19 protein-coding genes and 1 tRNA gene are annotated in these 21951 nt (G+C 69.8%); 10 read left to right on the forward strand and 10 right to left on the reverse strand.

Annotated features, from left to right (window positions below; genetic code table 11):
- The first annotated feature begins 497 nt into the window (after nt 1-497).
- Nucleotides 498-2774, forward strand: coding sequence for a S8 family serine peptidase (locus tag VF536_RS15740; RefSeq protein WP_331615809.1), 2277 nt, complete (start codon nt 498-500; stop codon nt 2772-2774).
- Between the two features lie 71 nt (nt 2775-2845).
- Here the strand turns inward: VF536_RS15740 and VF536_RS15745 are convergent, their stop codons facing one another.
- From VF536_RS15745 to VF536_RS15760, 4 genes are read right to left on the reverse strand one after another with little or no spacing between them, the layout of a single operon-like run.
- A complete protein-coding gene (locus VF536_RS15745; RefSeq protein WP_331615810.1) occupies nt 2846-4012 on the reverse strand; it encodes a HAMP domain-containing sensor histidine kinase in 1167 nt (388 codons plus the stop codon).
- On the reverse strand, nt 4009-4716 hold the full coding sequence (locus VF536_RS15750; protein WP_331615811.1) for a response regulator transcription factor: 708 nt from the start codon (nt 4714-4716) through the stop codon (nt 4009-4011). The genes VF536_RS15745 and VF536_RS15750 overlap by 4 nt, the downstream gene beginning before the upstream one ends.
- The gene (locus tag VF536_RS15755) at nt 4694-5017 is read right to left on the reverse strand and encodes a 4Fe-4S binding protein (RefSeq protein WP_331615812.1); all 324 of its coding nucleotides are present in this window, start codon (nt 5015-5017) and stop codon (nt 4694-4696) included. The genes VF536_RS15750 and VF536_RS15755 overlap by 23 nt, the downstream gene beginning before the upstream one ends.
- Nucleotides 5017-5757, reverse strand: coding sequence for a hypothetical protein (locus VF536_RS15760; protein ID WP_331615813.1), 741 nt, complete (start codon nt 5755-5757; stop codon nt 5017-5019). The genes VF536_RS15755 and VF536_RS15760 overlap by 1 nt, the downstream gene beginning before the upstream one ends.
- A gap of 368 nt (nt 5758-6125) precedes the next feature.
- Between VF536_RS15760 and VF536_RS15765 the strand changes: the two genes are divergently transcribed.
- Nucleotides 6126-8984: a valine--tRNA ligase gene (locus VF536_RS15765; RefSeq protein WP_331615814.1), complete on the forward strand. Its 2859-nt coding sequence runs from the start codon at nt 6126-6128 to the stop codon at nt 8982-8984.
- On the opposite strand, the gene VF536_RS15770 is transcribed toward VF536_RS15765, so the two are convergent.
- Entirely contained in the window at nt 8926-9900 is a 975-nt protein-coding gene (locus VF536_RS15770) for an NAD(P)-dependent oxidoreductase (RefSeq protein WP_331615815.1), read from the reverse strand. The two genes, VF536_RS15765 and VF536_RS15770, sit on opposite strands and share 59 nt — an antisense overlap.
- An 84-nt stretch (nt 9901-9984) precedes the next feature.
- On the opposite strand from VF536_RS15770, the gene galU reads away from it, so the two are divergent.
- Nucleotides 9985-10854, forward strand: a complete 870-nt coding sequence (gene galU / locus VF536_RS15775) for a UTP--glucose-1-phosphate uridylyltransferase GalU (protein WP_331615816.1) — start codon at nt 9985-9987, stop codon at nt 10852-10854.
- Between the two features lie 114 nt (nt 10855-10968).
- Here galU and VF536_RS15780 read toward each other — a convergent pair whose 3' ends face one another.
- The 3 genes from VF536_RS15780 to cysM all read right to left on the reverse strand — a co-directional run bounded on the left by VF536_RS15780 (nt 10969) and on the right by cysM (nt 12802).
- Complete coding sequence (locus VF536_RS15780) at nt 10969-11196, reverse strand: sulfurtransferase TusA family protein (protein ID WP_297526152.1); 228 nt, start codon at nt 11194-11196, stop codon at nt 10969-10971.
- An 80-nt stretch (nt 11197-11276) separates the two neighbouring features.
- Complete coding sequence (locus VF536_RS15785) at nt 11277-11804, reverse strand: NUDIX hydrolase (RefSeq protein WP_331615817.1); 528 nt, start codon at nt 11802-11804, stop codon at nt 11277-11279.
- A gap of 68 nt (nt 11805-11872) precedes the next feature.
- Entirely contained in the window at nt 11873-12802 is a 930-nt protein-coding gene (gene cysM, locus VF536_RS15790) for a cysteine synthase CysM (RefSeq protein ID WP_331615818.1), read from the reverse strand.
- 143 nt (nt 12803-12945) lie between these two features.
- On the opposite strand from cysM, the gene VF536_RS15795 reads away from it, so the two are divergent.
- Nucleotides 12946-13030: transfer RNA gene (locus VF536_RS15795), tRNA-Leu, on the forward strand.
- A gap of 203 nt (nt 13031-13233) precedes the next feature.
- Nucleotides 13234-13821: a rhomboid family intramembrane serine protease gene (locus VF536_RS15800; RefSeq protein ID WP_331615819.1), complete on the forward strand. Its 588-nt coding sequence runs from the start codon at nt 13234-13236 to the stop codon at nt 13819-13821.
- A 52-nt stretch (nt 13822-13873) separates the two neighbouring features.
- On the opposite strand, the gene VF536_RS15805 is transcribed toward VF536_RS15800, so the two are convergent.
- Nucleotides 13874-14797 carry an NAD-dependent epimerase/dehydratase family protein gene (locus VF536_RS15805; RefSeq protein ID WP_331615820.1) on the reverse strand — a complete coding sequence of 308 codons (924 nt, stop codon included), beginning with the start codon at nt 14795-14797 and terminating at the stop codon, nt 13874-13876.
- Between the two features lie 55 nt (nt 14798-14852).
- On the opposite strand from VF536_RS15805, the gene VF536_RS15810 reads away from it, so the two are divergent.
- The 3 genes from VF536_RS15810 (at nt 14853) to VF536_RS15820 (ending at nt 17974) form a co-directional block, all read left to right on the forward strand.
- The gene (locus VF536_RS15810; protein ID WP_331615821.1) at nt 14853-15890 is read left to right on the forward strand and encodes a CDP-6-deoxy-delta-3,4-glucoseen reductase; all 1038 of its coding nucleotides are present in this window, start codon (nt 14853-14855) and stop codon (nt 15888-15890) included.
- A 93-nt stretch (nt 15891-15983) separates the two neighbouring features.
- Nucleotides 15984-16730, forward strand: coding sequence for a 2OG-Fe dioxygenase family protein (locus VF536_RS15815; RefSeq protein ID WP_331615822.1), 747 nt, complete (start codon nt 15984-15986; stop codon nt 16728-16730).
- Between the two features lie 137 nt (nt 16731-16867).
- Nucleotides 16868-17974 (forward strand): Glu/Leu/Phe/Val family dehydrogenase, encoded by a 1107-nt coding sequence (locus VF536_RS15820; RefSeq protein WP_331615823.1) that lies wholly within the window; start codon nt 16868-16870, stop codon nt 17972-17974.
- Here the strand turns inward: VF536_RS15820 and VF536_RS15825 are convergent.
- On the reverse strand, nt 17961-19097 hold the full coding sequence (locus VF536_RS15825) for an acyltransferase (RefSeq protein ID WP_331615824.1): 1137 nt from the start codon (nt 19095-19097) through the stop codon (nt 17961-17963). The genes VF536_RS15820 and VF536_RS15825 overlap by 14 nt on opposite strands.
- Nucleotides 19098-19343: 246 nt before the next feature.
- Between VF536_RS15825 and VF536_RS15830 the strand changes: the two genes are divergently transcribed.
- Nucleotides 19344-19964 (forward strand): CHRD domain-containing protein, encoded by a 621-nt coding sequence (locus VF536_RS15830; RefSeq protein ID WP_331615825.1) that lies wholly within the window; start codon nt 19344-19346, stop codon nt 19962-19964.
- A 195-nt stretch (nt 19965-20159) separates the two neighbouring features.
- A partial coding sequence (locus VF536_RS15835) for an ATP-binding protein (RefSeq protein WP_331615826.1) occupies nt 20160-21951 on the forward strand: 1792 nt, incomplete at its 3' end.

Consider the following 21951-nt stretch of genomic DNA (forward strand, 5'->3'; position numbering starts at 1 on the left):
AGCCGGAGCCGGCATCGAGCGCCAGCGCGGCAATGTGGGCGCCGGGATCGTCGTCGAGTTCGTCGTCGAGGCTGGGGTGGAAGCCCGCCGGAACGCGGAAGCGGGTCGAGGCGCACGAGGCGGTGGAGGCTGCGGAGGAACCGGACGCGCCGGCTTGAGGGAAGGACATCGGGGACATGGACAACTCCAGTCGGATCGGATCAATTCATAAACATCACCTTCGTCGGGATGACATGGACCGCGCCTGGCGACGCGGGAGATGGATCTTCCTCGCGACACCCGCAAGACTTGGCACGAAAAGATCAATGAAATCGATTCGATGAAATCTTCAGCATCGACGCCACACGCGTTCCCGCAGGTCATCTCCCCTGTCCCGGTAGGCGAAGTCCCAGGGCCCACTTGCATGAGTGGGTCGGCCCGCCGGCACGACCGGCATCCCCACATTGAAGGTGAAGTCCGGACCGGGGTAGACCACACTTCAACATCCGGAGGACCCCATGACGATGCTCAAAGTCTTCGCGACACCCGCCGACGTCGCCGCGATCGCGCCCGAGGCGCGCGTGGTCGAGCGTTATCCGGCGTTCGTCCTCATCGACGCCACCGAGGCCGATGCGGCGCGACTCGTGCGCCAGTTCCCGGTCGAGGACATGGCCGACCAGTACCAGCTCGACATCGGCGGCGGCGCGACCGATCCGGCCGCACGCACCGCCAAGTCGCGCACGCTGGCGACCAAGGCGGCGGCGCTGCTGCCGGGTGCCCACCACTACGTCGTCCAGTTCATCGGCCCGGTCAAGCGGCCGTGGCTGGCGAAGCTGCGCAGCGCGGGCGGCACGCTGCGCCAGCCGATGAGCGGCTTCGCCTATGTGGTCAAGGCCGACGAGACCGCCATCCGCGCCATCGAGGCGCTGCCGATGGTGCGCTGGGTCGGGCATCTGCCCCATTCGGACCGCGTGGCGCCCGCGCTGGCCGCGCCCACCAGCTCGCCGGAGCTGCCGCGCCGTCGGGTCGTGCCGGACCTGCTCGTCGTCGAGGTCTTCGACGCGGCCGACCTCGGCGCGATCGAGCGCGCCGCGCGCGAACTGGGCTTCACGGTCGTCTCGTCCAATCCACGCGCCCGCGTGCTCAAGCTCCGCTTCGGGCCCGACGGCACGGCCAAGCGGCAACGCGACCAGGTGCGCGCGCTGTCCGCGGTGCACGGCGTGCGCTACATCCGCGAGCGCGTGCTCCCGCGGACCGCCAACAACGTGGCGACGACTTTGATGGGCAATGCCTTCGCGGCCGCCCAGACGAGCGGGCTGCGGCTCACCGGCAAGGGGGAAACGGTGGCCGTGTGCGACACCGGCCTGGACACCGGCGATCCGACCACCATCCATCCCGACTTCGCCGGCCGCATCGCCGCGATCAAGAGCTATCCGGTCACGCCCGACTGGAAGGTCTACGCCACCAACGCCGGCGCCGACGACGGCCCGGCCGACCTCGACTCGGGCCACGGGACGCACGTCGCGGGCTCGGTGCTCGGCAACGGCAGCGCGTCCGCCACCTTGCCCAAGCCGATCTGCGGCCACGCGCCGCAGGCGAAGCTGGTCTTCCAGGCCATCGAGCAGCAGATGCGATGGAAGCCGGGCGCGCCGGCCGATCTCAAGGGCGAGCGCTTCCTGCTGGCCGGCCTGCCGTCGGACCTCTCCGGCCTGTTCCAGTTCGCGTACGACAAGGGCGCGCGCATCCATTCCAATTCGTGGGGCGGCGGCGACGCCGGCGACTACGACGAGCAATGCAGCCAGTTCGACGCCTTCGTCTGGAAGCGCAAGGACATGTGCTTCGTGATCGCGGCGGGCAACGACGGCACCGATTCGGACGGCGACGGCCAGATCAACACCGGCAGCGTCACCTCGCCCGGCACCGCGAAGAATTGCATCACCGTCGGCGCGAGCGAGAACCTGCGACCGGAGTTCGATGCCGAGCGCTACGGCGGCTGGTGGCCGGACGATTTCCCGGTCGCGCCCTACAAGGCCGACCCGATGGCCAACAGCGCCGACCAGGTGGCGGCGTTCTCCAGCCGCGGCCCGACGCTGGACGGCCGCATCAAGCCCGACGTCGTGGCGCCGGGCACCTTCATCCTGTCGACGCGCTCGACGCAGCTGGCGGCCAACAACTTCGCCTGGGCGGCCTTCCCGAAGAGCAAGCTCTACTTCCACATGGGCGGGACCAGCATGGCGACGCCGCTGACCTCGGGCGCGCTGGCGCTGCTGCGCGAGTTCCTGCGCACCAAGCGCAACATCGCCGCGCCCAAGGCCGCCCTGCTGAAGGCGCTGCTGATCGCCGGCGCGCGGCGGCTGCCCAGGACCGCGCCCGCCGGCACCTTGCTGGACAACCACCAGGGCCACGGCGCGGTGAACCTGGACCGGTCGACGAAGGACGTGCTGCTCACCCTCGACGGCAAGGGCCTGACCAGCGGCCAGCTCGTGAACCAGGCGCTGCAGGTGACCAAGGCCAGCCGCACCCTGCGCGTGGTGATGGCCTACTCGGACTTCCCCGGCAAGGGCCTGATCAACAACCTGAACCTGGTGGTGACCGCGCCGGACGGCACGCGTCACGTCGGCAACCTAGCGACCGGCGCAGGCGGCGCAGGCGGCGCGCTCGCGATGGACACGCGCAACAACGTCGAGGTCGTGCAGGTGGCCAAGGCCCGCAAGGGCGCGTGGACCGTCACGGTCATCGCCTCCAACGTGGTGCAGGGGCCGCAGGACTACGCGATCGCGGCCGTGCTGGTCTGAGGCGGCACGCCAGAGGAAGCGCTGAGGAAACGCTAGCCTCCGGGGCTCCTCCGGGGAGTCTCAGAGGGGGATCAGGGGAATCTGACCACGGCCTCGAATCCCGGCTGCGCGTTGCGCAGCTCGAGCCGGCTGCCGTGCGCCTCGGCGACCAGCCGGCACAGCGACAGGCCCAGGCCCACGCCGCCCTCGCTGCGCACCCGCGCCTCGTCGGGCCGGAAGAACGGCTGGCCGAGCTGCGACAGCACCTCCGGCGGCACGCCCGGTCCGTGATCGCGCACGCTGAGCTTCGCACCGTCGCCGTCGCGCTCGACGCTGATCATCACCGGCCCGGCGTCGGGATCGTTGTGCCGCAGCGCGTTGTGCACCAGGTTGCGCAGCAGCAGCTGCACCCGCATGCGATCGAGCTTCAGCACCGGCAGGTCGCGGTCGATGCGCAGTGCAACGCCCGGCTGGTCCTGCTCGCGCGCCAGCGCGCCGAGGTCGCAGTCGCCGACCTGCAGCGCGCGGTGGCCGCTGCCCAGCCGCTCGCTCTCCAGCAGCGCCGAGATCAGCTCCCGCATCTGCGCCAGCTCGTCCAGCAATGCGTCTTTCGACGCCCCCTCGTCGACCAGCTCCGCATGCAGCCTCGCCCGCGTCAGCGGGCTGCGCAGCTCGTGACTGATCGCCAGCAGCAGCGCCCGCTTGCCGTCGAGCATCGCCTGGATGTCCTCCGCCATCTGGTTGAAGCGGTGCGCCAGGTCGCCGATCTCGTCGCGGTGGTAGATCGGGACGCGATGCTCGAGATCGCCCCGGCCGAAGGCCTCCGCGCCGGCGGCCAGTTCGCGCAGCGGGCCCACCAGGTGGCGGATGCCGCCGTAGGCAAGACCTGTCACCAGCAGCAGCAGCGGCACCGCCCACAGCAGACCGTACTCGACCTGCATGGACGCCCACAGGATGCCGATGCCGGCGCAGGCCAGCACGACGAAGATGGCGGTCAGCCGCGCGCCCAGCGAATGCTTGAAGTGCGCGTGATGCCGGTGCCAGCGCTGGTGCCAGCGGTTGCGAGCCCGCATGTGCCAGCGCCAGCCGCGCTCGCGCGGGAACGGGATGCCCTTGGCTTCCATCGCCGCCCAGCGGCGCATCTTCTCGAGCTTGTGCGCGCGCCGCATCTGTCGCGCGCGACGCCGCCATTCCTCGCGGTGTGCGTGGCGTTCGCGAGGATCGTTCCAGTGGTCGTAGGGGTGGCGCGGATCGGTCATGCGCCCTCCTCCGCCGCCGGCAGCGCGAAGCAGTAGCCCGCGTTGCGCAGCGTCTTGAGCGCCTCCAGCGGCTCGAGCTTGCGCCGCATCCGGCTGACCAGGATGTCCACCGCCCGCGTGTAGAGGTCGGCCTCCTGGCCGCGCAGCCGGTTCAGGATCTCGTCGCGCGAGAACACCCGGCCCGGCTCGCGCGCCAGCATCAGGAGCAGTTCGTACTCGGTGCTGGTCAGCTCGACCGGTCCCGCCGCCACCGTCACGACGCGTCGCGCGGTATCGATCTCCAGGCCCGAATAACGCAGCAGCGTCGCCGGCACGGCCGCGGCCGGCGCCAGCCGCGTGCGGCGCAGGATGGTCTGCAGCCGCGCCGCGAGCTCGCGCGGTTCGAAGGGCTTGGCCAGGTAGTCGTCGGCGCCCAGCTCCAGGCCGACCACGCGGTCGGTCAGGTCGCCGCGCGCCGTGAGCATCAGGATCGGGATCTCGCGCCACGGCTCCGTGCCGCCGCGCACGCGCTTGCAGAACGCGAAGCCGTCCATCTCCGGCAGCATGCCGTCCAGGATCAGCGCGTCGAAGCGCTCCTCGGCCAGGCGGGCGAGCGCGGCGCTGGGCCGCGTCACCGCGCTCAGCGCGAAGTCGAAGCGCGCCAGGTAGCTCGCCAGCGGCGCGGCCAGCGCCTCGTCGTCGTCAATCAGCAGCAATCGATGCATCGTGGCGTCCATTGTGGCTGTGCCGGACCAGCGTGATCGCCCGTTCCGGACAGGCCTTGACGCAGTGGCCGCAAGCGCGGCACACGTCGGCGTTCGGCGTGAAGGCCTGCTGCCAGCCGTGCGCGTAGCCGCGCAGCTTGCCGAACAGGTTCAGTTCCTTGCGCCTGTCCACCGGCAGCGTGCCGACCGAAAAGACACCGTAGGGGCAGACCTCGACGCAGTCGCCCTTGCCCTCGCAGCGGTTGCGGTCGATGACCGGCCGCAGCAGCCCCGGGGGGTGCCGGCAGTCGCGGCTGTCCATCAGAGGCTCCGGTCGTGGGCGGCGTCACGGCCATCGCGGCCATCACGGCCATCACGGCGATCGCGCCCGTCGCGGTCCTCGCCGTCGCGACCCGCCCGACGGCGCAGCCGACGCAGCACGAAGCGCAGCATCTGCTGCTGGTCGAAGTCCAGCGCGTCGAAGAAGTCGCCGAAGGCGGCCACCAGCGCCGGACCGGTCGCGCGCAGCGCCTCGATCTGGCCTTCGAAGAGTTCCTGCGCCTCGTCGCGGCGGAAGTTCTCGCTCTCGAAGAGCCGCGCGACCTCGGGGCCGCGCGCCAACGCCTTCATCGCGCGTTTGGCGGTGGTCAGCTGGCCGACCAGCCGCTCCAGCAGCTCGGACTGGCTGTCGCTCAGGTCCAGAAAGGCGCGGGCCCGGGCTTGCAGCCTCTCGCCGCGACCGGCGTGGTGGGCATCGGATCCCAGGCCCCCGCCGAAGCCGTCCCACCCATGACCGCCGTGGTGACCATGGCGACCGTGGTGGCCGTGGCGACCGTGTCCGCGTCCATGCCCTCCATGCCCCCCGCCATGCCGGTGTCCAAGACCGCCCCACCCCCAGGGGAAGCCGCCGAAACCACCGAGGCGGAACCAGGGGCCGGAGACGGGCAGCGGGCCGTAGTAGCCATCGTCACACACAGGGCCGAAAGGACCGAAGCGACCATCGTGGCCGAAGTGAGCGTGCTGACGTTCATGGTGGTGGCTCCAGCGTCGAAACAGATGCATGTTGCAATTCCTCGGTAAAGCCCGGGTGTCCGGGCGGTGAATCCATGTCGCCATGATTCCCATGCCCCCTCGCCAGGGCATCTCACCGCGGTATCGCTGTTTTTCGTTTTGTATCGCCGTTGCCCGGTCCGAGGGAATGCCTCCAAGGGGGGTATCGGGCGAAATACGGCGGAAACGGCGTCCCTGCTGACACGACGCGTCAGGGAGTCGGGATTCGACAGCCCCCTCCACGGAGGGGCCGCATCCCCCTCTGGGGTGTCCCCCGTCTCCGGCCGCCCGGACAGGGCGTCGCGGGGTTCCGCCGCCCTACAATCGTCGGCTCACCTTGTCCCTCGCCCAGATGACACCGCTTCACGGCGGAGCCCCCCATGACCGAACTCGCCAAGTCCTTCGAACCCGCCTCTCTTGAAGCCCATTGGGGCCCGCTGTGGGAGTCCAAGGGCCTCTACGAGCCGACGCTCGATCCGGCCAGGCCGTCGTTCAGCATCCAGCTGCCCCCGCCGAACGTGACGGGCACGCTGCACATGGGTCACGCGTTCAACCAGACCATCATGGACTCGTTGACGCGCTACCACCGGATGAGCGGCCACAACACGCTGTGGGTCCCCGGCACCGACCACGCCGGCATCGCCACGCAGATCGTCGTGGAGCGCCAGTTGCAGGGCCAGGGCCAGAGCCGCCACGACCTGGGCCGCAAGAACTTCGTCGCCCGCGTCTGGGAATGGAAGCAGCAGTCGGGCTCCACCATCACGCAGCAGATGCGCCGCATGGGCGACTCGGTGTCCTGGGGCCACGAGTACTTCACGATGGACGAGAAGCTCTCGCCCGTCGTCGTCGACACCTTCGTCAAGCTCTTCGACGAGGGCCTGATCTACCGCGGCAAGCGGCTGGTGAGCTGGGATCCGATCCTGAAGTCCGCCGTCTCCGACCTCGAGGTCGAGAGCGAGGAGGAGGACGGCTCGCTGTGGCACATCCGCTATCCGATGGCCGAGGGCGAGGAATCGCTGGTCGTCGCGACCACGCGTCCGGAAACCATGCTGGGCGACACGGCGGTCATGGTCCACCCCGAGGACGAGCGCTACAAGCACCTGATCGGCCGCCAGGTGAAGCTGCCCATCACGGGCCGCCTGGTGCCGGTGATCGCCGACGACTACGTCGACAAGGAGTTCGGCACCGGCGTCGTCAAGGTCACGCCGGCGCACGACACCAACGACTACCAGGTCGGCCAGCGCCACCAGCTGCCGATGCTGACGATCTTCACGCTGGACGCGACCGTCGTGGACACGATGGACGAGATCCCGGCCGAGTACCGCGGCCTGGACCGCTTCGCCGCGCGCAAGCTGATCGTCAAGGCGCTCGAGGACCAGGGCCAGCTGGTCGAGGTCAAGAAGCACAAGTTGATGGTGCCGCGTTGCACCCGCACCGGCCAGATCGTCGAGCCGATGCTGACCGACCAGTGGTTCGTGGCCACCCGCAAGCCGGGCAAGGACGGCAAGTCCATCTCGCAGAAGGCAATCGACGTCGTCGCCAGCGGCGAGGTGAAGTTCGTGCCCGAGAACTGGGTCAACACCTACAACCAGTGGATGAACAACATCCAGGACTGGTGCATCTCGCGCCAGCTCTGGTGGGGCCACCAGATCCCCGCCTGGTACGGCAGCGACGGCCAGGTCTTCGTCGCCCATGACGAGGCCGAGGCCCAGGCCAAGGCCGCCGCGGCGGGCTACACCGGCCCGCTGACGCGCGACGAGGACGTGCTGGACACCTGGTACTCGTCCGCGCTGGTGCCCTTCTCGACGCTGGGCTGGCCGGCCAAGACGCCGGAGCAGGACCTCTTCCTGCCCTCGTCGGTGCTGGTGACCGGCTACGACATCATCTTCTTCTGGGTCGCCCGGATGATCATGATGACGACGCACTTCACCGGTCAGGTGCCCTTCAAGCATGTGTACATCCACGGCCTGGTGCTGGACGCGCAGGGCAAGAAGATGAGCAAGTCCGAGGGCAACGTGCTCGACCCGGTCGACCTGATCGACGGCATCGAGCTGGCCCCGCTGCTGGACAAGCGCACGCAGGGTCTGCGCAAGCCCGAGACTGCGCCCAAGGTCCGCAAGGCCACGGAGAAGGAATTCCCCGAAGGCATCCCCGGCTACGGCGCCGACGCGCTGCGCTTCACCTTCGCCGCGATGGCGACGCTGGGCCGCAGCGTCAACTTCGACAGCAAGCGCTGCGAGGGCTACCGGAACTTCTGCAACAAGCTGTGGAACGCCACCCGCTTCGTGCTGATGAACACGCAAGGCCAGGACTGCGGCCTGGTGGAGCACACGAAGGAGCAGTGCGCGCCCGGCGGCAGCGCCCACGGCTACCTGCAGTTCTCGCAGGCCGACCGCTGGATCGTCAGCGAGCTGCAGAAGGTCGAACAGGCCGTTGCGCAGGGCTTCGCGGACTACCGCCTGGACCAGGTGGCCAACGCGATCTACTCCTTCGTCTGGGACGAGTATTGCGACTGGTACCTGGAGCTGGCCAAGGTGCAGCTGCAGACCGCGCAGGCCGAGGGCAACGAGGCCGCGCAACGCGCCACGCGCCGCACGCTGATCCGCGTGCTGGAGACCATCCTGCGTCTGCTGCACCCGATCGCGCCCTTCATCACCGAGGAACTCTGGCAGACCGTCGCCCCGATCGCGGGCCGCAAGGCCACCGAGTACCTGGTCACGGCCGCCTACCCGGTCGCCCAGCCCGAGCGCATCGACCCGCAGGCCGTCGCCTGGGTCGAGCAGCTGAAGTCGGTGGTCGGCACCTGCCGCAGCCTGCGTGGCGAGATGGGCCTGAGCCCGTCCGACCGCGTGCCGCTGCTGGCCGGCGGCGACCTGTCCTTCCTGCGTGAAGCCGCGCCCGCGCTGAAGGTGCTGGCCAAGCTGCAGAGCGTCGAGCTGATCGAGGACGAAGCCGCGTTCAATGCCCAGAGCGCGATGTCGCCGGTGCTGGTGCACGGCGCGGCGCGCCTGGCGCTGAAGGTCGAGATCGACGTCGAGGCCGAGCACGCCCGCATCGCCAAGGAGATCGCCCGCCTGGAGGGCGAGATCGCCAAGGCCAAGGCCAAGCTGGACAACGAGGGCTTCGTGGCGCGCGCGCCGGCGGCCGTCGTGGAGCAGGAGCGTCAGCGCATCGCCGACTTCAGCGCCACCGTGGCTCGGCTAAAAGATCAGGCAGCGCGCCTGGGTGGGTCGGCCTGAACTCAGGCACCACGGCGGGCGTGGACAGGATCTCCGAGATCCGCCGCGCCACGCTCCACGCGGCGCGCATTCTTGATTCGCGCGTCGTCGCCGCGATCCGCGGCGTGACCTGCAGGCCGGGCACGCCGTGCAAGGGGCGCCCGGCTTCCATCAGGCCGGGCTCCATCAGATCCAGCCAGGCGGCCAGCAGCCGGCCGCCCTGCAGGGCATCGGCCAGCGCCTGTTCATCGAACAGCGCCGAGTGCGAGGTCGACACCAGCACCTGCGAGGGCTTGCAGAAGTTCAGCACCCGCTCGCCGATCAGACCGCGGTAACGCGGGAAGTAGGCCAGCTGCACGCTGACCGCATCCGCAGCCTGCATCAACTCGCGCAGGCCGTAGGGCTCGATGCCCCACTGCCCCCAGAGCGGGTCGGCATGGTGCAGGCTGGGGTCATAACCGATCACGCGCGCACCAAAGGCCGGCAGCAGCGTCGCCAGCTGGCGCGCCGACGGCGTCAGGCCGACCAGCCCGACCGTCGCGCAGCCCAGCTCACGTCCGACCCAGTTCCCGTCCGCACCCTGCACCGGCACGCGGCGCAGCAGCGCCAGCAGCGCGCCGATGACGAACTCGGCTTCCGCCGAGGCCGCCGCGGTCGGCGCGCGCACCACCTCGATGTTGGCGGCCCGGCAGGCTTCGACATCGATGTTCTCCGCGCCGGCGCCGATGCGGCCCACGGCCCTCAAACGAGGGGCCCGACGGACCATCTCCGCATCCAGTGCGATCGAGGCGGGCAAGAAAATTGCCTGGGCCTGCGCAACATGCTCTCTCAAGGTCAGCGGCGCCTCCGCCAGATCGGGTGCGGCCTGGATGACATGGCGCTCCGCCAGCCATTCCAGGACGTCAGCCTCCAGCGGTTCCAGGACTAGCACTGCCATGAGTGGTTTGGAGAGGTTTGTTTGATTTTCTTTCAGCTGCGCCGTGCAAGAATGCCGGCGCAATCACCGTCGGAGTGTACGTAAATGGCCCTTATCAACAAGGCAATCTTCCCGGTTGCTGGACTCGGCACGCGCTTTCTTCCCGCGACCAAGGCGCAGCCCAAGGAGATGCTGCCGGTGGTCGACAAGCCGCTGATCCAGTACGCGGTGGAAGAAGCCTACGCGGCAGGCATCCGCCAGATGATCTTCGTGAACGGCCGCAACAAGCGTGCCATCCCGGATCACTTCGACACCGCCTTCGAGCTCGAGACCGAACTGGAAGCCGCCGGCAAGAAGGAACTGCTGGCGATGGTGCATTCCATCAAGCCCGACGACATGGAGTGCATCTACATCCGCCAGCCCAAGGCCCTGGGCCTGGGCCATGCGGTGCTGTGCGCGCAGTGCGTGGTCGTCAACGAGCCCTTCGCCGTGCTGCTGGCCGACGACCTGATGGTCGGCAAGCCCCCGGTGCTCAAGCAGATGGTGGACCAGTTCTCCGAATGGCAGGCCTCCATCCTGGCCGTCCAGGAAGTGCCGGCCGAGCACACCAAGCGCTACGGCATCGTGGCCGGCGCGCCGATCAGCGACCGCCTGATGGATCTCACGCACATGGTCGAGAAGCCCGCCCCCGAAGACGCGCCGTCGCGTCTGGGCGTGGCCGGCCGCTACATCCTGACGCCGGGCGTGTTCCGCGAGATCGCCACGCAGCCGCGCGGTGTCGGCGGCGAGATCCAGCTGACCGACGGCATCGCCGCGCTGATGCGTCGCGAGAAGGTCTTCGCCTTCCGTTATGAAGGCAAGCGCTACGACTGCGGCAGCAAGGAAGGTTTCCTGCAGGCCAACGTCGAACTCGCGCTGGCGCACCCGGAACTCGGCGACAGCTTCCGCGCCTACCTCAAGGCCCTGGAAATCTGACCGTGCCGATCCCGTGCTGAAGTTCTGACGGCAGGACTTCCCGTCACTGTCCCGTCATGAAGCACGAAGGCCACGCATCGCGTGGCCTTCTTCGTTTCTGGCGATGCCTCTCGTTCAGCGTCGCTTGAGCACGTGGATGAATTCGTCGCCCGCGGAACTCTGCTCGACCAGTTCGTTGCCGGTCTGCCGCGCGAAGGCCTGGAAGTCGCGCGTCGAGCCGGGATCCGTGGCGACGACCTTCAGCAGCTGGCCGCTTTCCATCTCCGCCAGGGCCTTCTTGGCCTTGAGGATGGGCAGCGGGCAGTTCAGGCCGCGGGTGTCGAGTTCCTTGTGAATGTCCATGAGAGCGTCCTAACCGCCGATGACCGGCGGCGATGAGCGGGATTCTAGTCAGCCAGCCGGTTCCGGCGGGCGCCAGCGGTTCAGGTGCGGGGCGCCATCCATTTCGGTTCGATGCCACGTCCGCGCAGCCAGTCCGCCAGCGCCTGGCCCGTGCCGGCGGGCCAGCACTCGAGCTGCTCCGGCGGCGTCAACGTGTACTCGACCAGTTCCGGCGACAGCGTGACCTCGCCGCGCGCAGGCACGTGGTACGCGATGAGGACCTGGTTCTTCTTCTGGAAGTCGTAGACACCGATCAGCGTCGCGCCGAGCGCCTCCAGGGAGGTCTCTTCCAGCACTTCGCGTCGGATGCCCTCTTCCGGCGACTCCCCGGCCTCCATGAAGCCGGTGATCAGGCCGAAGAACGGTCCCGGCCACGCCGCGTTGCGCGCGAGCAAGACCTGGCCCTCGCGGTCGACGCATTCGACGACGGCGGCGAGCACGGGCGTCGGATTGTTCCAGTGGGTGAAGTCGCAGTTCGGGCAACGCAGCCGGGTTTTCGGGCCGCCGTCTTCCGGCAGTTCGATCCAGGCCAGCTCACTGGCGCATTGCGGGCAGAAGCGGAAGCTCATGAGGCGTGGGCGCCGGAGCGCCTGCGTGTCGCGGAACCAGGATCATCCCCGATCCTCGGCGCCCTGGTTCAGGCCGGGAACACCCCCGTGGAGAGATAACGATCGCCCCGGTCGCAGACCACGAACACGATGGTCGCGTTGGAGACCTGACGCGCGATCTGCATCGCGACCCAGCAGGCCCCGGCGGCCGAGATGCCGCCGAACAGGCCTTCCTCGCGCGCCAGGCGGCGGGCCATGTCCTCGGCGTCCGACTGGCCGACCAGCACCAGTTCGTCCACGGTCTCGGGGCGGTAGATCTTGGGCAGATACGCCGCCGGCCACTTGCGGATGCCGGGGATGCGCGAGCCTTCGGCCGGCTGCGCGCCGACGATGCGCACCTCCGGATCCTTCTCCTTCAGGAAGCGCGACACGCCGGTGATCGTGCCGGTCGTGCCCATCGCGCTGACGAAATGCGTGATGCGCCCACCGGTGTCGCGCCAGATCTCCGGCCCGGTGGTCTCGTAATGGATGCGCGGGTTGTCGTTGTTGGCGAACTGGTCCAGCACCCGGCCCTTGCCGTCGCGCTGCATCTGCTCGGCCAGGTCGCGGGCGTACTCCATGCCGCCGGAGCGCGGCGTCAGGATCAGCTCGGCGCCGAAGGCCTTCATCGTCTGGGCGCGTTCGACCGAGAGGTCCTCCGGCATGATCAGCACCATGCGGTAGCCGCGGATCGCCGCGGCCATCGCCAGCGCGATGCCGGTGTTGCCGGATGTCGCCTCGATCAGCGTGTCGCCGGGCTTGATCTCGCCGCGCTCCTCGGCGCGCCGGATCATGCTGATGGCCGGGCGGTCCTTCACGGAGCCTGCCGGGTTGTTCCCTTCCAGCTTCGCCAGCAGCACGTTGCCGCGCGCGGCGAGCTCGGGACCGAGCACCCGTTGCAGCCGAACCAGCGGCGTGTTGCCGATGACGTCTTCCAGGGTCGGATAGCTCGTGGGGTCGAAGGCGCTTGCGTCACTCATAGCCGCGCATTCTCTCAGTGGAGGCATGTTCCTGCGTGGCATAATGGCTTTCTCATTTCGCGGCCCACCGTTGCCTCCGCGGCAACGCTTCAGGGCCGCGGGCGGGCCGCCTCCGGTGGCCTCGCGAGCAACAAGACCGTGCCGCCCGGATGGCGAAATCGGTAGACGCAGGGGACTCAAAATCCCCCGCCGCAAGGTGTGCCGGTTCGAGTCCGGCTCCGGGCACCACTCCCCGCAGTGGTTGGTCTTGTCAACGCTCAGCCAACGCTTCAGTCCACGCTCCAGCAAAAGCCGATGCAGCTCCGCCAAGGGCCGGGCCGGGTCTTGCCCGACGCGCGGCTACACTGGCCTGAACGCATTGGCCTGGGACTCCCGGTCCATTGCGCCTTCCCAACGCGCCGCTCCCGGCGCCTTCTGAAGACGCCCGACTCATGCCCTTCATTCCTCCGGTGACCAAGGCCTTCATGCTGATCTGCGTGGGCCTGTTCTGTCTTCCGTTCGTCTACGCGCCCTTCGGCGCGATGAACGTCCTGATGGCGCTGTGGCCGCTGAACTCCGGCAGATTCGAGTTCTGGCAGCCGATCAGCTACGCCTTCCTGCATGGCAGCTTCGGGCACCTGTTCTTCAACATGTTCGGGCTCTGGATGTTCGGCTCCGAGCTGGAGACGATCTGGGGCGGCAAGCGCTACGCGCAACTGCTGGTGGCCAGCGCGCTGACCGCCGCGGCGGCGCAACTGGTGTTCACGCTGCTGATGGGATCGTTCGCGCCCACCGTCGGCGCCTCCGGCGCGCTGTTCGGGCTGCTGCTGTCCTACGGGCTGCTCTTCCCGGACCGGATCATCATGCCGCTGTTCCCGCCCATCCCGATGAAGGCCAAGTACTTCGTCGCCATCTTCGGCGCGATCGAGCTGTTCCTGGGCATCAGCGGCGGCAGCGGCATCGCCCACTTCGCCCACCTGGGCGGCATGCTCGGCGCCTGGCTGATGATCAACTACTGGCGCGGCAGCCGCCGGCGCTGATCGGCACGGCGCGCCGGCGCCGGGCTTCGGCCCTCGGCGTCAGTCCTGCGCGTCAGTCCTCGACCGCGAGCAGCCCTTCGCGCGGCGTCGGGTAGCGCAGCCGCAGGCGCAGCTCGCGCTTGAGGCGCCGGTTGTCCATCCGGCGCGATTCGTTCATGAAGCTCATCTGCATCGGCGAGAACACGCCGGGCGCCTCGGCGCGCGTGACGCGCGCCGGCGGCGGCAGGCCGCACAAGGACGCCGCCAGCTCGACGTAGTCGCCCATCAGCAGCTCGCTGTCGTCGCTCGCATGCAGGATCCGCTGCGCCGGGCCGCGCATCAGCGCCAGCACGCAGGCGCGGGCCAGGTCGTCGGCCTGGATGTGGTTCGTGTAGACATCGTCCTCGCGGGCCAGTACCGGCAGGCCCTTGCCGAGCCGCTCGCGCGGATGCCCGCCTTCGCGGTTGAGCGCATAGATGCCGGGCACGCGCAGGATCGTCACCGGAGCGCCCGTCGCGCGGCCCCACTGGCGCAACTGGTCCTCGGCATCGACGCGGCGCCAGGCGCGGTCGTTGGACGGGTTCACCCGGCGCGTCTCGTCGATGCGCGCGCCGCCGCAGTCGCCGTACACGCCGCTGGTGCTCGCGTAGACCAGATGGGCCGGCGGCGCCGAGCGCGACAGCGCCTGCAGCAGTCGCCGCGTGCGCTCATCGGTGCGTCCCTGCACCGCTGGCGGCGCCAGATGCAGCACGCGGTCCGCGAGCCCCGCCAGCCGGCCGAGCGAGCCGACATCGTCGAGGTTGCCGATCAACGGAACCGCGCCGGCGGCCCGCAGTTCATCGACCCGCGCCGCGCTGCTGGTGAGCGCGAACACGGTCCATCGCCCCGCCAGCTGCCGCAGCACGCGCATGCCGACGTCGCCGCATCCGACGATCAGCAGACGGCCGCGACGGCCGCGGCGGTGGAGTGAAGGCGAAGCGGGATTGGCACCGGGCATGGGGTCTTGGCGAGGCTGGGGCAAAATGGCGGGTTAGTTTAGTCATCTCCCCACCATGAGCTTCCAGGTCACCGTCCTGCCCGCCGGCCGCAACTTCACCGTCGACGACGACGAAACCGTGTTGGCCGCGGCCATCCGCCAGGGCATCGGCCTGCCCTACGGCTGCAAGGACGGCGCCTGCGGCTCCTGCAAGAGCCGGCTGATGGAGGGTCAGGTCGTGCACGGCGAGCACCAGAGCAAGGCGCTGTCGCCCGAGGAAGAAGCGGCCGGCATGATCCTGACCTGCTGCGCGAAGCCGCAGACGGATTGCACCGTCGAGGCCCGCACCGTGCCCGGCGCCGGCGAATACCCCGTGCTGAAGCTGCCCAGCCGCGTGATCACCGTCGAGAAGCCGGCCGGCGACGTCGCCGTCGTCAAGCTCCAGCTGCCGGCCAACCAGAACCTGCAGTACCGCGCCGGCCAGTACGTCGAATTCATCCTGCGCGACGGCGCGCGGCGCAGCTACTCGATGGCCAACGCGCCCAGCCGCCTGGGCACGCCGCCGGCGATCGAGCTGCACATCCGCCACATGCCCGGCGGCAAGTTCACCGACCACGTCTTCGGCGCGCTCAAGGAAAAGGACATCCTGCGCATGGAAGGCCCGTTCGGCAGCTTCTTCCTGCGCGAGGACAGCGACAAGCCGATCGTGCTGCTGGCCTCCGGCACGGGCTTCGCGCCGATCAAGGCGATCCTGGAACGCATCCAGGACCAGGGCATCACGCGTCCGGTGACGCTGTACTGGGGCTGCCGCTCCAAGGCCGACCTCTACCTGCACGACTGGGCCGAGGCGACCGCGGCCGCGATGCCCTCGTTCACCTATGTGCCGGTGCTGTCCGAACCCAAGGCCGAGGACGGCTGGACCGGCCGCACCGGCTTCGTCCACCAGGTGCTGATGGGCGACCTGCCCGACCTGTCCAGGCACCAGGTCTACGCCTGCGGCGCGCCGGTGATGGTGGAGTCCGCGCAGCGCGACTTCGTCGCCGCCTGCGGCCTGCCTGCCGAGGAGTTCTACGCCGACGCGTTCACCTCCGAACTGGACAAGCACACCGGCTGACCGGTCCACGGAGCGCCCGCGCCCTCCCGCCTAATCCCGCATTCGTGGCGTGACATGCGCCATCCCGGGGCGCGGCGCCCGATACTTTCGGACATGAAGCATTTCCCGCCGCCCTACTCCAGCGCCGCGCAGTTCGAACAGCAACTGCAGGACCTCGGCCACACCGTCATCGCGCCCGAGAGCCTGACGCACTGGCTGCACTGCCAGGCCGGTGAGCTGCGCGGGCTGCAGACGCACTGGAACGACCTACCCCCCGACGCCTACCTGCGCGACGGCGGCCGCTACCGCTTCCGTCGGCATGCAAGCTTCGTGGTCGACTCGCAGGCCGATCCGTCGGTGCGGCTGGCGCCGCATCGCGCGCACTGGCAGCCGGTGGACTACAACGCACTGCACGGCGGCATCGAACGCTGGTTCGAACCGATGGCCCCCGCCGCGGTCGACCTGCCGATCTGGCCGCGGCTGCTGCTGGGGCTGGCCTCGGTGGCAGACCGGCTCAAGGGCGCGCGGCCCTGGTTCGTCGAGGCGCACCAGTCCCGCATCGACACCGCGGGCGGCATCGGCCGGCCGACGCCCGAGGGCGCGCACCGCGACGGCGTGGACCTGGTGGCGGTGTTCATGCTGGCGCGCCACGGCATCAAGGGCGGCGAGTCGCGCGTCTTCGAGGCCGACGGCCCGCGCGGCCAGCGCTTCACGATGATGGAGCCGTGGACGCTGCTGCTGCTGGACGACGAACGCGTCATCCACGAGACCACGCCCATCCAGCCCCTGGATCCCGCGCATGCCGGCCACCGCGACACGCTGGTGGTGACGCTGCGCGCGGACGCCTTCATGGGCCGCTGAACGCCGGACACAAGGCGCAAGGCGCCTACCGCTCAACGCCAGACGCTAAACTTCGGGACCCGCGCGCCACAAGCGTGGCGGGCCCCGCCGGACCGCCACGGTCCGGTCTTCTTCAAGCATCACAAGTGCAGGTTCCCATGAACGCCATCACCGACATCGCCCGCGCGCTCGCCGCCGGCTCGACCGACGCCATCCCCTCTTCCCTCTTCGGTCTGCCCGACCAGGCCCCGCACGAACGCGTGCTGCTGGCCGCCGATCCGGTGACCGGCCTCAAGGCGATCCTGGCGGTGCACAGCACCGCGCGCGGCCCGGCCTTCGGCGGCTGCCGCTTCTGGAGCTACGACAACGAGCTGGCCGCGCTGAACGACGCGCTGCGCCTGTCGCAGGGCATGAGCCTGAAGAACGCGCTGGCCAACCTGCCCTTCGGCGGCGGCAAGGCCGTGATCATCAAGCCGCAGGGCGACTTCGACCGCGCCGCGCTGTTCGCGGCCTTCGGTCGCGCGGTGCAATCGCTGCAGGGCGCCTACATCACCGCCGAGGACGTCGGCACCACCACCGCCGACATGAAGGGCATGATGGCCCAGACGCAGTACGTGTCGGGCATCCCGCGTGAAGGCGCCTTCGGCGGCGATCCGAGCCCCAAGACCGCCTACGGCGTGTTCGTGTCCATCGACGAAGGCGTCAAGCGCGTGCTGCGCCGCGAGTCGCTCGAAGGCGTGCGCGTCGCGCTGCAAGGCCTGGGCGCGGTCGGCTGGCACCTGGCCGAGTACCTGCACCGCGCCGGCGCCAAGCTGGTCGTGGCCGACGTCAACGCCGAGAAGGTCGCGCGCGCGCAGACCGAGCTGGGCGCCAAGGCGGTCGGCATCAACGAGATCCTGGCCGCGGACGTCGACGTCGTCGCACCGTGCGCGCTGGGCGCGACGCTGAACGCGCAGTCCATCCCGCTGCTGCAGGCCGCGCTGATCGCCGGCGCCGCCAACAACCAGCTGGCCACCGCCGCCGACGGCGACGCGCTGCAGGCCCGCGGCATCACCTACCTGCCGGACTACCTGGTGAACGCCGGCGGCATCATCAGCGTCGCGCGCGAGTTCCGCAACGAAGGCGAAGAGAACGCCGTGATGGCCGAGGTCGGCCAGATCCGCGGCCGCGTCGCCGAGCTGCTGGACCGCATCCAGGTCAGCGGCCAGACGCCGGCCCGCGAGGCGGACGCCTGGGCGCGTTCGCTGCTGGTCAAGCCGGCCTGACCGACCGGTTCTCCGACGCAGACGGCGCCTCCGGGGCGCCGTTTTTGCGTCGGTCGAAGAACTTCTTGAGCTTGAGCACCGGCTGCTCGAGCCCGTGATACGAGACCAGCGCGATGGCGATGGTCACGGCGGAGCCGGCGATGAGAACGGTGAGCGGCGCGACGCCGTGCGCGCGCATCATCCGGTAGACCGGGTAGTGCCAGAGGTAGAGCCCGTAGGAGATGCCGCCGAACCAGCGCAGCGCGCCCAGGCTGAAGAGCCGCGCCAGGCCGGCGCGCTCGCTGATCAGCAGATGCGCCATCAGCACGACGGCGCTGAGCTCGACGGCCGCGAAGCCCCAGCGGTACATGTAAGGCTGGCGCCATTCCTCCTTGCCGCTGACCAGCATCACCGCGACGATGAACACGAACGCGAGCGGCCCCAGGACCGAGAGCGGCCCGGCCCAACGCCGACGCAGCGCGTCGACCCGCTGGCCGCTGAGCCACAGCGCGAGCGCGCAGCCCACCATCAGCGCGTCGGCGCGCGTGTCCAGGCCGTTGAACAGCCGCTCGGGACTGCGCTGCTGCTCCAGCAGCACGTTGCGCCAGGTCAGCGAGATCGCGGCCAGCCCCAGCGCGAGCAGCGCCAGCGTGCGCCGGTTGGATGTGAAGCGGCTGGCCAGCAGCAGCACCAGCGGCCAGACCAGGTAGAACTGCTCCTCGATCGACAGCGACCAGGTGTGCCCCAGCAGGTCGGGCGCGTTCCACCAGAAGGCGCGCGCCCAGTTGGACATGTAGGTCAGCGCGATGCCGGCCTCCAGGAGGTTCTGCCGCGCCTTGCCGCCGTCCAGCGCCAGGCAACTCCACACGGCGTAGACAAACACCAGCAGGATCAGCGCGGGCGCGAGCCGCAGCGCGCGGCGCGCGTAGAAATTCTTCAGGCTGACGTCGCCGTGACGGTCGAGCTCGTCGCACAGCAGCGTCGTGATGAGGAAGCCGCTGAGCGTGAAGAAGATCTCCACGCCGAGACCTCCGCCCTCCAGGAAACCGGTGTGCGCATGGAAGACCATCACGCAGAGGACGGCGAAGCCGCGCAGGCCGTCCAGGGGTGGACGATGTCCGAGGCGGAACGTCGATGACTCCATGGGATCCCTCCGCGGCGGACACCGATCCGCGCACAACCCCGCCCAATGGCAAATGCGATGCCCGCCCGCACGACCCGTTACATCGACCCCTGTGCCGGATTCGCGCGATCCGGTTGCCTGCCGTCCCTGCGAGCGAGGTCATCTCCCCACGCGACGCCGCCGATCGCTCACAAGCCCGATGCCATCGACGTATACCGCCGCCTGAGTTCCGCAAACCCGTTGCGGAGCCGAACCCAGGAGACCTCCATGACCTTCATGAAGCGCTTGACGTCCTTGCCCCTCGCGGGCCTGGCGCTCGCGGGCGCGAGCCTCGCGATGCCCGCCCTCGCGCACGACATCGTGTACACCGCGCCCCTGAGCGGTGCGGCGGAGTTCCCGCCCAACGCCTCGGCCGGCACCGGCCTGGCGACGGTGACCTTCAACGACGACGACTTCACGATGCGCGTGCAGGTCACCTTCGCCGGACTGACCGGCACCACGACGGCCTCGCACATCCATTGCTGCACGGCGGCAGCAGGCGCGGGCAACGCGGGCGTGGCCACGACGACGCCGACCTTCCCGAACTTCCCGCTGGGCGTGACCTCGGGCATGTACGACCAGACCTTCGACCTGACACAGGCCGGCAGCTGGAACGCGGCCTTCATCACGGCCAACGGCGGCACGATCGCGAGCGCCTTCGCGGCCTTGTCGACCGGGCTGGCGGGCGGCAATGCGTATCTGAACGTGCACTCGACCTTCGCCCCGGGCGGCGAGATCCGCGGCTTCCTGCAGGCCAGCGCGGTGCCCGAGCCGTCGACGTATGCGCTGATGGTCGCGGGCCTGCTGACGGTCGGCGGCCTGGCGCGACGGCGCTCGCGCCAGGGCTGAAGGCCCCCGACCGCCGCCTGCCCCCGCCTGCCCGCCAGCGTCCCCCTGTCATCCTCCGACACACGTCGGGGACACGCGCGGCGGTCGGATCCCCTCCTGCCTCGGTATGCTCCAGGCTCCGCCGCCCACGGGGAGCCCGCACGAAGAACGGGCCTCCGATCGGCGCGGCCGCGCGGCAAGGGAGGACAGGCAAGAATGGTCATCGAGAGGCTCTGGTTGCGCTGGCCCGCGGCCGTGCTCGTCTTCGTCGCGGCGACGTGGCTCAACCTGTCCCTCCAGCCGGCGCTCAACAGCCGCGAGCCGCTGCTGCCCTACTTCCCCTCGCTGGTGATCGTGGGCCTGGTCTGCGGCCTCGCGCCCGCCTTGACCTTCCTGGTGGCGGCGAGCCTGGCCATCCTCTACTTCTGGATCGAGCCCGTCGGGCAGATCTTCCCGGTCAACTCGTTGGCGGACGCGGCGCTGGTGGTGCTGTTCCTGCTGACGGGCTCGCTGGTCGCGACGGTCTCGGCCTGGGCCGGCCGGCTGATGCAGAAGGAGCGCAACAGCCGTCGGCGGCTCAACCTCGCGCTGGCGGCGGGGCGCATGATCACCTGGGACTGGGACGCGGTCACCGGCTTCGCCACCACTGGCGGCGGCGCCAGACAGCTGTTCGGCCAGCACTGGAAGTCGATCGACGACATGCTGGCCGGCATGTCGGCGCAGGACGCGGCGCGCTTCCGCGACCGCTACCGCTATGCCACGCAGAGCGGCGGCCGCTTCAGCCTCGCCTGCCCGATCACGCGCGCGGACAACGACGAGGTCGTCTGGACGCAGTTCGACGGCTACGTGAGCCTGGACGCGAAGGGCCGCGCGGTGCATGCCTACGGCGTCGCGGTCGACGTCACCACGCAGCAGGAGGCGCTGCGCGCGAGCCAGGCGGCCGAGGAGCGTTTCCACCTCGCGCTGCAGAGCGGCAAGGTGATGGCGTGGGAATGCGATGTGCTGGGCCGCTACACCTGGGCCTTCAACACGCCGATGGGCTTCACGCGCGAGGCGCTGATCGGCGCGGAGGTGGGCAGCCTGGTCGGCGAGCCGGAGTTCGCCGGCATCGTGCGCGAGGCCGTGATCACGGGCCAGGCGATGAACCTCGCGCAGCGCACGACGCACGGCGGGCGGACCTACCAGCTGCTGACCTCGCTGCGGCCGATCACGGCGCACGACGGGCAGGTGCAGCGGGTGATCGGCGCGACGGTCGACGTCACCGAGCTGTCGGCGGCGCAGGAGGAATTGCGCCGCGAGAGCGAGCGCAAGGACTCCTTCCTGGCCACGCTCGCGCACGAGCTGCGCAACCCGATGGCGCCGATCCGCTACGCGGTCGCGATGCTGCGGCAATCCTCCTCGGACGACACCCGCGCGCAGGCCACGGACATCATCGCGCGGCAGTCGGCGCACATGGCGCGGCTGCTCGACGACCTGCTCGACATGAGCCGCATCACGCGCAACGTGGTCGAGCTCAAGCGCCAGGTCATCGATCTGCGCACGGTGGTGAAGCAGGCGCTGGAGGCGATCGAGCCCTTGTACAGCGAGATGCGGCACCGCGTCTCGCTGTCGATCCCGCCGGCGGCGGTGCCGGTGGACGGCGATCCGACGCGGCTGCAGCAGGTGCTGGGCAACCTGCTGGACAACGCGGCCAAGTACAGCCCGGAGCCGGGCGAGGTGCAGGTGCACGTCGCGGTGGTCGCGGGCCGGGCGCAGATCACGGTGACGGACCGGGGCGTGGGCATCGCGCCGGCGATGCAGCCGCGGGTCTTCGAGCTGTTCACGCGCATCGACGCGCGCGGCGCGGCGCCGTCCGGGCTGGGCATCGGCCTGGCCGTGTCGCGGCAGCTCGTGCAACTGCACGGCGGCACGATCGCCGTGGCGAGCGAGGGCCCGGGCCACGGCAGCCGGTTCACCGTGAGCCTGCCGCTGGTGGCCGGCGGACTGCCGGCCGACGCGGGCGATGCGC

It is taken from the genome of Roseateles sp. (assembly GCF_036486225.1).
Classification (GTDB): domain Bacteria; phylum Pseudomonadota; class Gammaproteobacteria; order Burkholderiales; family Burkholderiaceae_C; genus Roseateles.